12 protein-coding genes and 2 tRNA genes are annotated in these 15,001 nt (G+C 45.0%); all 14 read left to right on the top strand.

The genetic code is table 11. From position 1 onward, the window contains the following. Positions 1–96 precede the first annotated feature (96 nt). The 14 genes from rlmE to pnp all read left to right on the top strand — a co-directional run bounded on the left by rlmE (position 97) and on the right by pnp (position 14,931). On the top strand, positions 97–726 hold the full coding sequence (rlmE, locus tag AACQ38_RS13335; protein WP_165578330.1) for a 23S rRNA (uridine(2552)-2'-O)-methyltransferase RlmE: 630 nt from the start codon (positions 97–99) through the stop codon (positions 724–726). Between the two features lie 48 nt (positions 727–774). Further along, positions 775–2,736, top strand: coding sequence for an ATP-dependent zinc metalloprotease FtsH (gene ftsH / locus AACQ38_RS13330; protein ID WP_165578329.1), 1,962 nt, complete (start codon positions 775–777; stop codon positions 2,734–2,736). Positions 2,737–2,818: 82 nt separating this feature from the next. Continuing rightward, positions 2,819–3,664, top strand: a complete 846-nt coding sequence (folP, locus tag AACQ38_RS13325; protein ID WP_011148610.1) for a dihydropteroate synthase — start codon at positions 2,819–2,821, stop codon at positions 3,662–3,664. Then, positions 3,661–4,998, top strand: a complete 1,338-nt coding sequence (gene glmM, locus AACQ38_RS13320; protein WP_011148609.1) for a phosphoglucosamine mutase — start codon at positions 3,661–3,663, stop codon at positions 4,996–4,998. Before folP ends, glmM begins: the two co-directional genes overlap by 4 nt. 176 nt (positions 4,999–5,174) lie before the next feature. Beyond that, positions 5,175–5,513, top strand: coding sequence for a preprotein translocase subunit SecG (gene secG, locus AACQ38_RS13315; RefSeq protein WP_165578328.1), 339 nt, complete (start codon positions 5,175–5,177; stop codon positions 5,511–5,513). A gap of 56 nt (positions 5,514–5,569) precedes the next feature. Continuing rightward, positions 5,570–5,658: transfer RNA gene (locus tag AACQ38_RS13310), tRNA-Leu, on the top strand. A gap of 58 nt (positions 5,659–5,716) precedes the next feature. Beyond that, positions 5,717–5,793: transfer RNA gene (locus AACQ38_RS13305), tRNA-Met, on the top strand. A 211-nt stretch (positions 5,794–6,004) separates the two neighbouring features. Beyond that, positions 6,005–6,457: a ribosome maturation factor RimP gene (gene rimP, locus AACQ38_RS13300; protein ID WP_011148607.1), complete on the top strand. Its 453-nt coding sequence runs from the start codon at positions 6,005–6,007 to the stop codon at positions 6,455–6,457. A 21-nt stretch (positions 6,458–6,478) separates the two neighbouring features. Further along, on the top strand, positions 6,479–7,987 hold the full coding sequence (gene nusA / locus AACQ38_RS13295; protein ID WP_011148606.1) for a transcription termination factor NusA: 1,509 nt from the start codon (positions 6,479–6,481) through the stop codon (positions 7,985–7,987). Positions 7,988–8,011: 24 nt separating this feature from the next. Next, a complete protein-coding gene (gene infB, locus AACQ38_RS13290; RefSeq protein ID WP_011148605.1) occupies positions 8,012–10,741 on the top strand; it encodes a translation initiation factor IF-2 in 2,730 nt (909 codons plus the stop codon). Positions 10,742–10,806: 65 nt separating this feature from the next. Next, positions 10,807–11,217, top strand: coding sequence for a 30S ribosome-binding factor RbfA (rbfA, locus tag AACQ38_RS13285; RefSeq protein WP_011148604.1), 411 nt, complete (start codon positions 10,807–10,809; stop codon positions 11,215–11,217). Then, complete coding sequence (gene truB / locus AACQ38_RS13280) at positions 11,217–12,164, top strand: tRNA pseudouridine(55) synthase TruB (protein ID WP_165578327.1); 948 nt, start codon at positions 11,217–11,219, stop codon at positions 12,162–12,164. The genes rbfA and truB overlap by 1 nt, the downstream gene beginning before the upstream one ends. 122 nt (positions 12,165–12,286) lie before the next feature. Continuing rightward, positions 12,287–12,556, top strand: a complete 270-nt coding sequence (gene rpsO, locus AACQ38_RS13275) for a 30S ribosomal protein S15 (protein WP_011148602.1) — start codon at positions 12,287–12,289, stop codon at positions 12,554–12,556. A 245-nt stretch (positions 12,557–12,801) separates the two neighbouring features. Beyond that, positions 12,802–14,931, top strand: a complete 2,130-nt coding sequence (gene pnp, locus AACQ38_RS13270; protein WP_011148601.1) for a polyribonucleotide nucleotidyltransferase — start codon at positions 12,802–12,804, stop codon at positions 14,929–14,931. Positions 14,932–15,001 lie beyond the last annotated feature (70 nt).

Genomic DNA, 15,001 nt, shown 5'->3' with positions numbered 1-15,001 from the left:
CATCTCATCTCTATCACCATAAATAGTGTGTTGTGGTTTTGATGTACGGAGCAATAGATATCTGGCTCTTTATTCGTTGTATAGTTGGAAAGGACAATGGCCAATAAAAAACGTTCGGCAAGCTCCAGTCGCTGGTTACAAGAACACTTTAGTGATAAATATGTTCTACAAGCACAGAAAAAAGGGCTTCGTTCTCGCGCTTGGTTTAAACTTGATGAAATTCAACAAAGTGACAAAATTTTTAAGCCTGGCATGACCGTTGTCGATTTAGGCGCAGCTCCTGGTGGATGGTCTCAGTACGCAGTGAGTCAAATTAGTGATAATGGGCGAGTGATTGCCTGTGATCTTTTACCGATGGATCCCATTGTTGGCGTCGATTTCCTTCAGGGTGATTTTCGTGATGAACTTGTATTGAAAACATTGCTTGAGCGAGTTGGTGATAACAAAGTCCAGGTCGTCATGTCGGATATGGCACCCAATATGAGCGGAACACCTGCGGTCGATATTCCTCGATCCATGTATCTGGTTGAATTGGCGTTAGATATGTGTCGTGATGTGCTGGCCCCCGAGGGGAGTTTTATTGTCAAAGTGTTTCAGGGAGAGGGCTTTGATGAATACCTGAGGGAAATTCGCTCCCTATTTACGAACGTGAAAGTTCGTAAGCCAGACGCTTCGCGGGCCCGATCGCGTGAAGTATACATTGTAGCGACAGGGCGGAAACTATAGTACCCTGAATGCTATTTGTTAACACAGTTGTAATATGAGGTTAATCCCTTGAGTGACATGGCGAAAAACCTGATTCTCTGGTTAGTTATCGCAGTTGTGCTGATGTCGTTATTCCAGAGTTTTGGTCCCAGCGATTCCAATAGTCGTAGGGTGGATTATTCTACCTTCATCAATGAATTAGCCCAGGATCAGGTGCGCGAAGTTCGTATCACAGGTCGTGAAATTAACGTTAGTAGGAAAGATAACAGCAGATACACCACTTACCTACCAGTACAGGATGAAAAACTGCTAGATACGTTACTGAATAAAAACGTAAAAGTGGTTGGTGAACCCCCAGAGGAACCAAGTCTGCTAACTTCTATTTTCATTTCCTGGTTCCCGATGTTGCTGCTTATTGGGGTCTGGATTTTCTTTATGCGTCAGATGCAGGGTGGTGGCGGTAAAGGGGCAATGTCTTTTGGTAAAAGCAAGGCCCGTATGCTGACAGAAGATCAGATTAAAACCACTTTTGCTGATGTTGCTGGTTGCGACGAAGCGAAAGAAGAAGTTGGTGAACTGGTGGAATATCTGCGCGAGCCAGGCCGCTTCCAGAAGTTGGGTGGAAAAATTCCGAAAGGTATTCTGATGGTTGGGCCTCCGGGTACGGGTAAGACTTTACTGGCAAAAGCAATTGCTGGTGAAGCGAAAGTGCCGTTCTTTACTATCTCTGGTTCTGATTTTGTTGAAATGTTTGTTGGTGTTGGTGCATCCCGTGTTCGTGATATGTTCGAGCAGGCGAAGAAAGCAGCACCTTGTATCATCTTTATTGATGAAATTGATGCGGTGGGCCGTCAGCGTGGCGCTGGTTTGGGTGGCGGTCACGATGAACGTGAGCAGACTCTAAACCAGATGTTGGTTGAGATGGATGGTTTTGAAGGCAACGAAGGTATTATCGTTATTGCCGCGACTAACCGTCCCGACGTACTTGATCCTGCGTTGTTGCGTCCAGGTCGTTTTGACCGTCAGGTTGTTGTTGGTTTGCCAGACGTACGTGGCCGCGAGCAGATTCTGAAAGTTCATATGCGCCGGGTTCCTCTGGATACAGATGTTGATGCTTCTGTCATTGCTCGCGGTACTCCGGGATTCTCTGGTGCTGATTTGGCTAACTTGGTGAATGAAGCTGCTTTGTTTGCTGCCCGTGGTAACAGACGCGTAGTTTCTATGGTTGAATTCGAAAAAGCGAAAGACAAAATCATGATGGGCGCTGAACGCCGCTCTATGGTGATGACGGAAGAGCAGAAAGAATCAACGGCTTATCATGAAGCAGGCCATGCTATTATTGGCCGTCTGGTTCCTGAGCATGATCCTGTTCATAAAGTTACCATTATTCCGCGTGGTCGCGCTTTGGGGGTGACTTTTTTCCTACCGGAAGGCGATCAGATCAGCGCTAGTCGCCAGAAGTTGGAAAGCCAGATTTCAACCTTATATGGAGGTCGTCTAGCGGAAGAGATTATTTATGGTCCAGACAGTGTTTCTACTGGTGCATCTAATGATATCAAAGTGGCGACATCAATTGCCCGTAACATGGTAACGCAGTGGGGTTTCTCGGAAAAACTTGGCCCATTACTCTATGCAGAGGAAGAAGGGGAAGTGTTCCTTGGCCGTTCAGTTGCTAAAGCTAAGCACATGTCTGATGAAACTGCTCGTCTTATTGATCAGGAAGTTAAGGCAATTATCGATCATAACTATCAACGTGCTCGTCAGATTCTGATGGACAACCTTGATATTCTGCATTCGATGAAAGATGCATTGATGAAGTACGAAACTATTGATGCTCCCCAGATTGATGACTTAATGAATCGTACAAATGTTCGTCCACCAGCAGGATGGGAAAGTGATAACGGCAGCAGTAATAACAGTCGCCCAACAGGTAATACACCTCCTCCACAAGCTGCAAAACCAACTGATGATATCAATACATTGGCGCAAGGTGGTGAGCAAGTAGGGCAGTCAGGAAATAAAGATCAGTAATTGTTCTATGGTTTCGTAGTCTGATTGATATTCATGAAACCCCAGGTAAGCCCTGGGGTTTTGACATTGAAGGTAGCCTAACATGAAACTCAGAGCCAGAGACAATGTTCTCGATCTTTCCCGTCCACAAGTAATGGGTATTTTGAATGTGACTCCAGATTCATTTTCTGATGGTGGGGCTCATAATACCCTGAATATGGCCTTACAACATGCTGAGAAGATGATTAATGAAGGCGCTGCGATCATTGATATCGGTGGGGAATCTACCCGTCCGGGAGCTGATGAAGTTAGTGAGCAGGAAGAAGTGGATCGTGTTGTTCCGGTTGTTGAGGCTTTAGCTCAACGATTTAATATCTGGATTTCTGTTGATACTTCGAAAGCATTGGTGATGAGTGAGTCAGCAAAAGCTGGTGCCCATTTGATTAACGATATTCGTGCATTACAAGAGCCTGGTGCTTTGGAAAGCGTAGCTAAATCTGGCTTATCCGTTTGCTTGATGCATATGAAAGGCCAACCACGTACTATGCAGGATGCTCCACATTATGAAAATTTGTTAATAGAAGTGAACCAATTTTTTACTGAGCAAATTGAACGTTGTGCGATGGCAGGGATAACAAAAGATAAACTTGTTCTTGATCCTGGCTTCGGTTTTGGCAAGAACTTGAAGCATAACTATCAGTTACTGGCGCATTTAAATCAATTTCATCAATTTGGTTTACCTGTGCTAGCAGGAATGTCACGTAAATCTATGATAGGTCAGTTGCTTCATGTGCCGCCACAAGAAAGGGTTATCGGTAGTGTAGCTTGCGCAGTTATCGCTGCTATGCAAGGAGCGCAAATTATTCGGGTACATGATGTCAAAGAAACCGTGCAGGCAATGCACATTGTCGGAGCAACACTTTCAGCAAAGGAAGAAAAGAAATTATGAGTAACCGCAAATACTTTGGTACCGATGGTATCCGTGGCAAAGTGGGAGATAGCCCAATTACGCCAGATTTTGTGTTAAAGCTTGGTTGGGCTGCGGGTAAGGTACTGGCTCGTCATGGTTCTCGTAAGATCATTATCGGTAAAGATACCCGTATTTCTGGCTATATGCTGGAATCTTCTTTAGAAGCAGGTTTAGCTGCGGCTGGTTTATCTGCTTCGTTCACTGGTCCTATGCCAACACCTGCTGTTGCTTATCTGACCCGAACTTTCCGTGCTGAAGCTGGAATTGTTATCTCTGCTTCTCATAATCCTTATTATGATAACGGTATTAAATTTTTCTCTATTGATGGTACGAAACTGCCGGATGATGTGGAAGAAGCGATTGAAGCTGAAATGGAAAAGCCACTGACTTGTGTGGAATCCGCAGAGTTGGGGCGTGCAAATCGTATTGTTGATGCTGCTGGTCGTTATATCGAATTCTGTAAAGGTACATTTCCAAGTGAGCAAAGTCTTAATGGATTGAAAATTGTACTTGATTGCGCTAACGGTGCGACTTACCACATTGCTCCAAATGTACTCAGAGAACTAGGGGCTGATGTTGTGACGATTGGCTGTGAACCAAACGGTATCAATATTAATGAAAAGTGTGGTGCTACCGATGTTCGTTTGTTGCAGCAACGTGTTGTAGAAGAGAAAGCAGATGTTGGTTTGGCATTTGATGGTGATGGTGATCGCGTTATTATGGTTGACCATTTGGGACAGAAAGTTGATGGCGACCAGATCCTTTATATTATTGCCCGTGAAGCATTGAGACAAGGACAACTGCGTGGTGGCGTTGTTGGTACGCTGATGAGTAATATGGGGTTGGAGTTAGCATTGAAGCAGCTTGGTATCCCATTTTTGCGTGCTAAAGTGGGTGACCGTTATGTGCTGGAAAAATTGCAGGAAGAAGGTTGGCGTTTAGGGGCCGAAAACTCTGGTCATGTTATCTTACTGGATAAAACAACTACAGGTGACGGCATTGTTGCTGGCCTTCAGATTCTGAGTGCTATGGTACGTAACCATATGAGTTTGCACGATCTGTGTAGTGGTATGAAACTTTTGCCACAGGTACTGGTAAATGTTCGTTTCTCCGGTTCACACGATCCACTTAAATCGGAAAATGTAATTAATATTACTAAATCTGTTGAAACTGAATTAAATGGTCGTGGACGGGTATTATTACGTAAATCTGGTACTGAGCCATTGATTCGTGTCATGGTAGAAGGTGAAGATGATGTGCAAGTCACGGCCTTGGCTCATCGTATTGCTGATGCGGTGAAACATGCGGGCTAATTTGTTGTTTTTTTCCTCAAGTGATTCTGATTATTGAAATTAACCTTGCGTATCAGATGTGGTTTGGTTAGTATTCAGACCCACTCGGTCAGGTGATTAGCCTGTTTGAGTGGGTGATGCGGTATAAGGTAGCCACGTAAACCGTGGTAAACCCCACGAGGACATAGGTACGACATATGTATGGAGCTCTTTTAGTTGTTTTCTTGCTAGTTGCTATCGGGCTAATTGCCTTGGTTATGCTACAGCAGGGTAAAGGTGCTGATATGGGTGCTTCCTTTGGTGCGGGTGCCTCTGCGACGCTGTTTGGTTCATCGGGCTCTGGTAACTTTATGACTCGTATGACTGCGCTTTTCGCCACTCTGTTTTTCATTATTAGTTTGGTGCTTGGCAATATGACCAGTAACCAGACTGGTACAAGCAGTAAGTGGGAAAACATTGGCGAGCCTGCTAAAGTCGAGAAGTCAACGGAGATTCCGACGGCACCAGCAGCACCAAATAGTGATATTCCTCAGTAATCGTCACAGGAAAGAATTAAGATGAGGCTGTTTAATCAGTGATAGCTTCATGTAGTGCCGAGGTGGTGAAATTGGTAGACACGCTACCTTGAGGTGGTAGTGCCCACACTAGGGCTTACGGGTTCAAGTCCCGTCCTCGGTACCATTATTCGGATAGCTTGCGTTTTTGCAGCTATCGGCGTAATATTTGCCACGTTTTCGAACGCGGGATGGAGCAGCATGGTAGCTCGTCGGGCTCATAACCCGAAGGTCGTCGGTTCAAATCCGGCTCCCGCAACCACTTCTTAAATTGAGATGCACCTTTTTGAGCGAAATGATTCAGCAATATTTGAAATATTGATTCTGATTTAAAGGGGCATGAAGTGAGTGGTTGAAGCCACTGGCAGCAAATAGGGTCCAGTTGCATAAAGCCCCGAATTTCGGGGTTTTTTGTTATTTGACAACAGAACTACTGGGCTAATTAGCCCTTTTTTTATGTCTTGGGGGTGGGCTTGTCCACATTAGAGCAAAAATTAACAGCGATGATTTCAGCACCAGTTGAAGCTTTAGGCTTTGAGTTAGTCGGCTTGGAGTTTATTCGTGCACGTGTTTCTACACTGCGGATTTATATTGATAGTGAGAATGGTATCACTGTTGATGATTGTGCTGATGTTAGCCACCAGGTCAGTGCGGTATTGGATGTCGAAGATCCTATCTCAGTGCTTTATAACCTGGAAATTTCTTCACCTGGCTTAGAACGCCCATTGTTCACGACTGAACATTACCAGCGTTTTATTGGTGAGGAAGTCAGTCTGGTTTTACGTATAGCAATGCAAAACCGTCGGAAATGGCTGGGTATTATTAAAACTGTCGACGGCGAAATGATCACGGTTACGGTGGATGGAAAAGATGAAGTGTTCGCACTGAGCAACATCCAGAAAGCGAACCTGGTACCCCACTTTTAAAGTTCGGATGAGGCAACTAGGATGAATAAAGAAATTCTGGCTGTTGTGGAAGCGGTTTCCAACGAAAAATCCCTTCCACGCGAAAAGATCTTCGAGGCGCTGGAAACAGCATTGGCCACAGCCACCAAGAAAAAATATGAACAAGATATCGATGTTCGTGTCAGCATTGACCGTAAATCTGGTGATTTTGACACTTTCCGTCGTTGGTTAGTTGTTGAAGAAGTGACTCAGCCGACTCGTGAAATTACGCTAGAAGCGGCTAGATTTGAAGAGCCTGAAATCGATTTGGGTAGCTATACCGAAGATCAAATTGAATCAGTAACGTTTGATCGTATTACAACGCAAACCGCTAAACAGGTTATTGTACAAAAAGTACGTGAGGCTGAGCGCGCTATGGTTGTTGATCAGTTCCGCGAACAGCAAGGTGAGATCATCACCAGTGTGGTTAAGAAAGTCAATCGTGAGAATATCACTCTTGATTTAGGCAATAATGCTGAGGCCGTTATCCTTCGCGAAGATATGTTACCAAGGGAAAATTTTCGCCCAGGTGACCGCGTGCGTGGTGTACTGTATGATGTTCGCCCTGAAGCACGAGGTGCGCAACTGTTTGTCAGTCGTTCCCGCCCGGAAATGCTGGTTGAACTGTTCCGTATTGAGGTTCCGGAAATTGGTGAGGAGCTGATTGAAATTAAAGCTGCTGCCCGCGATCCGGGATCTCGCGCTAAGATTGCAGTAAAAACGAATGACAAGCGTATCGATCCGGTAGGTGCTTGCGTTGGCATGCGTGGCGCGCGAGTACAGGCTGTTTCCAGTGAACTGGGCGGCGAACGAATCGATATCGTACTGTGGGATGATAATCCTGCTCAGTTTGTCATTAATGCTATGGCTCCGGCTGATGTTGCATCTATTGTTGTCGACGAAGACAAGTGTACGATGGATGTTGCCGTTGAAAGCAACAACTTAGCGCAGGCTATTGGCCGTAATGGTCAAAATGTGCGCCTGGCTGCGCAGTTGTTGAAAAAACATCGTGGTGATGACAAATGGGAATTAAATGTCATGACTGCTGAAGAGTTACAAGCAAAACATCAGGCAGAAGCTCATGCTTCTATTGATACATTCACTAAGCATCTCGATATTGATGAAGAATTTGCTACTGTTCTAGTCGAAGAAGGGTTCTCAACTCTGGAAGAATTGGCCTATGTACCAATTAAGGAACTTCTAGAAATTGAAGGCCTTGATGAGGAAACTATCGAAGTCCTGCGTGAACGTGCGAAAGCTGCTTTAACTACTCTGGAACTGGCTCAGAAAGAAAGCCTCAGTGATAAACAACCAACTGAAGAGTTGTTAAATCTGACTGGTATGAATCGTACTCTGGCATTTGACCTGGCTGCCCGTGGCATCTGTACGCTGGAAGATCTTGCCGAGCAGGGTATCGACGACCTATCTGATATTGAAGGTTTGAATGATGAGAAAACAGGCGAGCTCATCATGGCTGCCCGAAATATCTGTTGGTTTGGCGATGATGCGTAATAAACCGTAGCAGGAAGGAACAGCATGACAGATGTAACCGTAAAATCACTGGCAGAAGAGATACAGACTTCGGTTGATCGCTTGGTGCAGCAATTTGCTGATGCAGGGATTAAAAAAACCGAAACTGATTTTGTCTCCCAGAAAGAAAAAGAAGCTTTACTGGCGCATTTGAACCGCGAGCAAGGTGGTTCAGCTGGTAAACCCGATAAATTGACATTGCAGCGTAAGACACGTAGTACGCTGAATGTTTCAGGCACCGATGGTAAAAGCAAACCGGTAGCCGTTGAGGTCCGCAAAAAGCGTACATATGTGAACCGTGATGCAGTTGAACAGGCTAAAGCGGAAGAGCAGGCGAAGCGTGAAGCGGAAGAGCAAGCACGGCGCGAAGCAGAAGAAAAAGCGCAACGCGAAGCCGAAGCAGCAGCGAAGAAACTCGTTGAAGAGCAGGCTAAACGTGAGGCAGAAGAAAAGGCCAAACGTGAAGCAGCTGAAAAAGCTAAGCGCCAGGCAGCGGAAAGTGAAAAAGTGACCAATCAACATACCGAACATAAACAGAAACCAGCACAGACTGATAAAACAATTCAAAGTGAAAAAGCACGCCGTGAAGCAGAAGCTGCCGATCTTAAGCGTAAAGCAGAAGAAGAGATGCGTCGTAAGGTAGAGGAAGAAGCTAAACGCGTTGCTGAGGAAGCTCGTCGTATGGCTGAAGAGAATCAGGATAAGTGGTCAAGTGATTCAGATTCCATTGATAGCGACGATTATCATGTCACTACCTCCCGTCATGCCCGTGCAGCAGAAGACGAAAATGATGCTAAAGTTGAAGGTGATCGTCGTGCCCGCGGTCGTAGTGGTAAGGCTACTCGCCAGAAGAAAAATAATAAACATTCTGAATCTAAAGCAGATCGTGAAGAAGCCCGTGCAGTTGGTCGTACAAAAGGCAAGCAACGTAAAACCAGTACATTGCAACAAAGTTTCAATAAGCCTGTAGCTGCTGTTAACCGTGATGTTGTGATAGGTGAAACTATTACTGTTGCTGAATTGGCGAATAAAATGGCTGTCAAAGGTTCTCAGGTCATCAAAGCCATGATGAAAATGGGTGCAATGGCAACCATTAATCAGGTGATCGATCAGGAAACTGCACAGCTGGTTGCTGAAGAAATGGGCCATAAAGTTATCCTGCGTCGTGAGAATGAGCTGGAAGAAGCGCTGATGAGTGACCGCGATACAGGTGAAGCTGTTGCTGAACCGCGTGCGCCGGTTGTGACCATCATGGGTCACGTTGACCACGGTAAAACTTCTCTGCTGGATTATATTCGTTCTACGAAAGTTGCTTCTGGTGAGGCGGGTGGTATTACCCAGCATATCGGTGCTTACCATGTTGAAACTGACAGTGGCATGATTACTTTCTTGGATACCCCAGGGCATGCGGCATTTACTTCAATGCGTGCACGTGGTGCAAAAGCTACTGACATCGTAGTCCTGGTTGTTGCTGCTGATGATGGAGTGATGCCTCAGACTATCGAAGCTATTCAGCATGCAAAAGCAGCGAGTGTGCCTGTAGTTGTTGCGGTTAACAAGATCGACAAACCAGAAGCTGATCCGGATCGCGTGAAGAGTGAGCTTTCTCAGCACGGTGTTCAGCCTGAAGAGTGGGGTGGTGAAACTCAGTTTATCAATGTATCCGCTAAAGCGGGTATTGGTATTGATGAATTGCTGGACGCAATCTTACTTCAAGCTGAAGTTCTTGAACTAAAAGCAGTCCGTTCTGGTATGGCAAGCGGCGTTGTTATCGAATCATTCTTGGATAAAGGCCGTGGCCCGGTTGCGACAGTGCTGGTTCAGGAAGGTACTTTGAACAAAGGTGATATAGTACTTTGTGGCTTTGAATATGGACGAGTTCGTGCAATGCGTGACGAGCTAGGTCGTGAAGTGTTCTCCGCGGGGCCATCTATTCCAGTGGAAATCCTTGGCCTATCCAACGTACCTGCGGCTGGTGATGAAGCAACTGTTGTACGTGATGAGAAGAAAGCTCGTGAAGTTGCTCTGTATCGTCAGGGTAAATTCCGTGAGGTCAAACTGGCTCGCCAGCAGAAATCTAAACTGGAAAACATGTTTGCTAACATGGAAGAAGGTGAAGTTTCTGAATTGAATATTGTTCTGAAATCTGACGTTCAGGGATCATGTGAAGCGATCCGCGAAGCATTGGAACAATTGTCTACTGATGAAGTGAAAGTGAAAATCATCGGCTCTGGCGTAGGTGGTATTACTGAAACTGATGCAACACTGGCTGCTGCTTCTAATGCAATTATTCTGGGCTTCAATGTTCGCGCCGATGCTTCTGCACGCCGGGTTGTTGAAAATGAAAGTTTGGATCTGCGTTATTACTCTGTTATCTATAGCCTGATTGATGAGGTTAAACAGGCAATGAGTGGTATGCTGGCACCTGAATATAAACAGCAGATCATGGGACTAGCAGAAGTTCGCGATGTGTTTAAATCACCGAAATTTGGTGCGATTGCGGGTTGTATGGTGACCGAAGGTACTATTAAACGTAATAATCCAATTCGCGTGTTGCGTGATAACGTAGTGATTTATGAAGGTGAATTGGAATCCCTTCGCCGCTTTAAAGATGACGTTAACGAAGTCCGTAATGGCATGGAATGTGGTATCGGTGTTAAGAACTACAACGATGTTCGTGTTGGTGACATGATCGAAGTATTTGAAATTATTGAAGTTAAACGATCTATCGCTTAATTCCTACCACTGGTTAATTTCATTATTGGGGGGCTTTTGCCCCCCAAATGTCAGGAGATATAACAATGGCAAGAGAATTCAGCCGTACTCAGCGCGTTGCACAGGAAATGCAAAAAGAGATTGCCATCATTTTACAGCGAGAAGTGAAAGATCCCCGAATTGGTATGGCAACTGTTTCTGGCGTTGAAGTTTCTCGTGATTTGGCTTATGCCAAAGTATTCGTCACCTTTCTGAATGTGTTGACTGAAGAACATGATTCTGATGTGGTAAAGAATGGTATTAAGGCATTGAATGAAGCTTCTGGTTTTATTCGCTCTCTGCTAGGTAAAGCAATGCGTTTGCGTGTCGTACCGGAACTGACTTTCTCCTACGATAATTCCTTGGTAGAGGGGATGAGGATGTCCAATCTGGTTACTAATGTTGTAAAGAATGATGAACAGCGCCGGGCTTCTACGGATCACAAAGAGGAGAAGTAATGGGGCGTCATCGTCGCGGTCGTGATATACATGGTGTGTTGTTACTGGATAAGCCGCAGGATATTTCTTCTAATGATGCGTTACAAAAAGTAAAACGTATTTTCAACGCTAGCAAAGCTGGTCACACTGGCGCGTTGGATCCACTGGCAACCGGTATGCTACCGGTTTGCCTTGGTGAAGCGACGAAGTTTTCCCAGTTCTTACTTGATTCTGACAAGCGTTATCGAGTGATAGCTCGTCTTGGTCAGCGAACTGACACATCAGATTCACACGGGCAAATCATCAGTGAAAGGGCAATCCAGCTAAGTCAGGTTCAACTTGATGCAGCTTTGGATAAATTCCGTGGTGATACCATGCAAATTCCTTCCATGTATTCTGCACTGAAATATCAGGGAAAACCATTGTATGAGTATGCTCGTCAGGGTATTGAGGTAGAACGCGAAGCACGGCCAATTACAGTCTATGAATTACAGTTTATCTGTTGGAAAAATGATGAACTGGAATTGGAAATACACTGTTCGAAAGGCACTTATATTCGCACTATTATTGATGACTTAGGTGAATTATTAGGCTGTGGTGCTCACGTTATTTATTTAAGGCGTTTACAGGTAGCGAATTATCCAAATGATCGCATGGTGACACTTGAGCAATTATATGAATTACAAAAGCAGGCCAAAGATCAAGAAATACCTGTGGGCGAATTAATTGATTCATTACTATTACCAATGGATAGTGCAATTGCTCATTTCCCAGAGGTTAATTTGATTCCAGTAGTTGCGGCTTATTTTAAACAAGGTCAGGCGGTGCGCAGTGCCAAATCCCCAGCTTTAGTTGAAAGTATGGTACGTGTGACTGAAGGTGATGAACGGAAATTCATTGGCATTGCTGTTATCAATGATGATGGGCTTGTTGCTCCCCGCCGTTTAGTTGTCGAAAGCCGGGATTAAGGTATTTTGGGTTATCTTGCGCTTAACTTATTTGCAGCGTAGAATGGCGCAGTTATATGTTGGGTGGCTGAATTAGAGATCGGCACCTGTAATTTTATTTTATATGTTTTTGGAGTTGTAATATGTCTCTAAGTACTGAAGCAAAAGCGCAAATTATTGCTGAATTTGGTCGTGATGTGAATGACAGTGGCTCTAGTGAAGTACAGATTGCTTTGCTAACTGCACAGATTAACCACTTGCAAGGCCATTTTTCAGAGCACAAAAAAGATCACCACAGCCGTCGTGGTCTGCTGCGCATGGTTTCTCAGCGTCGTAAACTTCTGGACTATCTGAAGCGTAAAAATGTAACAAGTTACACTGCGCTGATTGGGCGTCTTGGCCTGCGTCGCTAATCAAGCAAGTTTCAGTGGAAAGGGGCCATATAGGGCCCCTTTTCTTCTGAGAAGCCATCATAGATAACAGCACAAAAATGCTGGTGGTGGTTTTTGTTTAGGCTCTTCAGTTACAGAGGTTCGCGCGGCTAATGAGAGTGCTTAAGGGAGTAAGACCTGTCGTTAGTCGCGAGGATGTGGCATGGAGAGATCATTCATTGTTGTCTGCTGAATATAAAAGGCAATGTTAACGAAAGGATATTATTTTGCTTAATCCGATTGTTCGTAAATTTCAATATGGCCAACATACCGTTGCTATCGAAACAGGTATGATGGCACGCCAGGCCACAGCTGCTGTCATGGTCAATATGGATGACACGGCTGTATTTGTCACTGTTGTTGGTCAAAAGAAAGTAAAAGAAGGTCAGGATTTCTTTCCTCTGACTGTTAACTATCAGGAGCGTACTTATGCTGCTGGTCGTGTTCCTGGCAGTTTCTTTCGTCGTGAAGGTCGTCCAGGTGAAGGAGAAACGTTAGTCGCTCGTTTGATTGATCGTCCTCTGCGTCCTCTGTTCCCGGACGGTTTCCTGAACGAGGTGCAGATTGTAGCAACAGTTGTTTCTGTTAACCCGCAAGTTAATCCAGATATTGTTGCAATGATCGGTGCTTCTGCTGTGCTGGCACTATCTGGTATCCCGTTCAATGGTCCAATTGGTGCTGCTCGCGTTGGTTATATTAATGATCAGTATGTGCTGAACCCAACCAGTGATGAGCTAAAAAATAGCCGTTTAGATCTGGTGGTTTCAGGTACTGCTGGTGCTGTTCTGATGGTTGAGTCTGAAGCAGACATTCTAACTGAAGAGCAAATGTTAGGTGCGGTAGTATTCGGTCATGAACAACAACAGGTGGTTATTGATAACATTAATGCGTTGGCTGCGGAAGCAGGCAAAGAAAAATGGAATTGGGTGCCAGAATCTGTTAATCAAGCGTTGCATGACCGTGTAGCTGGATTGGCAGAAGACCGTTTGGGTGATGCTTATCGTATCACTGAAAAACAGGAGCGTTATGCTCAGGTTGATGCTATCAAAGAGGAAGTTACGGCAGCACTGCTGGAACAGGATGAAGCTTTAGAGGAAGCTGAAATCCATGAAATTCTGGGTAGCTTAGAGAAAAAAGTTGTTCGTAGCCGCGTCTTGCGTGGTGAACCACGTATTGATGGTCGTGAAAAAGATATGGTGCGTGCATTGGATGTACGTACTGGTGTTCTGCCTCGAACTCATGGCTCTGCGCTGTTTACCCGTGGTGAAACTCAGGCTTTGGTTACTGCGACTTTGGGTACAGAACGTGATGCACAGATCATTGACGAGTTGATGGGTGAGCGCACAGATCGTTTCCTACTGCACTACAACTTCCCGCCATATTCTGTTGGTGAAACAGGTATGATGGGTTCACCAAAACGTCGTGAAATTGGTCATGGTCGTTTGGCCAAACGTGGTGTGGCGGCAGTTATGCCAAAAGCTAACGAATTCCCATATACCGTTCGGGTCGTTTCTGAAATCACGGAATCAAACGGCTCGTCTTCAATGGCATCTGTTTGTGGTGCATCTCTTGCGTTGATGGATGCAGGTGTGCCGATTAAAGCTGCTGTTGCTGGTATTGCAATGGGATTAGTGAAAGAAGACGATAATTTTGTTGTTCTGTCTGACATCTTGGGTGATGAAGATCATTTGGGAGACATGGACTTTAAAGTAGCGGGTAGCTGTGAAGGTATCAGCGCGCTGCAAATGGACATCAAAATTGAAGGCATTACCCGTGAAATTATGCAAATTGCTCTGAATCAGGCAAAAGGTGCGCGTTTGCATATCCTGAGTGTAATGGAACAGGCAATTAATAGCCCACGTAATGATATTTCTGAATTTGCACCACGTATTCACACTATTAAGATCAATCCTGATAAGATCAAAGATGTTATCGGTAAAGGTGGTTCAGTTATCCGTGCACTGACAGAAGAAACCGGTACCACCATTGAAATTGAAGATGATGGCACAGTGAAAATTGCTGCAACTGATGGTGAAAAAGCAAAACATGCCATCAGTCGCATTGAAGAAATAACTGCTGAGATCGAAGTAGCTCGCATTTACACTGGTAAAGTAACCCGTATCGTTGATTTTGGCGCGTTTGTTGCTATCGGTGGTGGTAAAGAAGGTCTGGTACATATTTCTCAGATTGCTGATAAGCGTGTTGAGAAAGTGGCTGACTATTTGCAGGTTGGTCAGGAAGTCTCAGTTAAAGTTCTGGAAATTGATCGCCAGGGTCGTGTTCGTCTGAGTATTAAAGAAGCGACAGTCGGAGTAATTGTCGAGGATACACCAGTGGCACCACAATCAGCAGAATAAATTTGATGTATATACCCTATGGATTTCAAGATGCATCGCGACGGTAAGGGAGTGAGTCCTCGGGAGCATA

This window comes from Photorhabdus sp. RW14-46 (assembly GCF_963887965.1).
Lineage (GTDB): Bacteria > Pseudomonadota > Gammaproteobacteria > Enterobacterales > Enterobacteriaceae > Photorhabdus > Photorhabdus laumondii.
The sequence above is the reverse complement of the archived record's forward strand: the minus strand, read 5'-3'. Positions and strand labels throughout refer to the sequence as shown.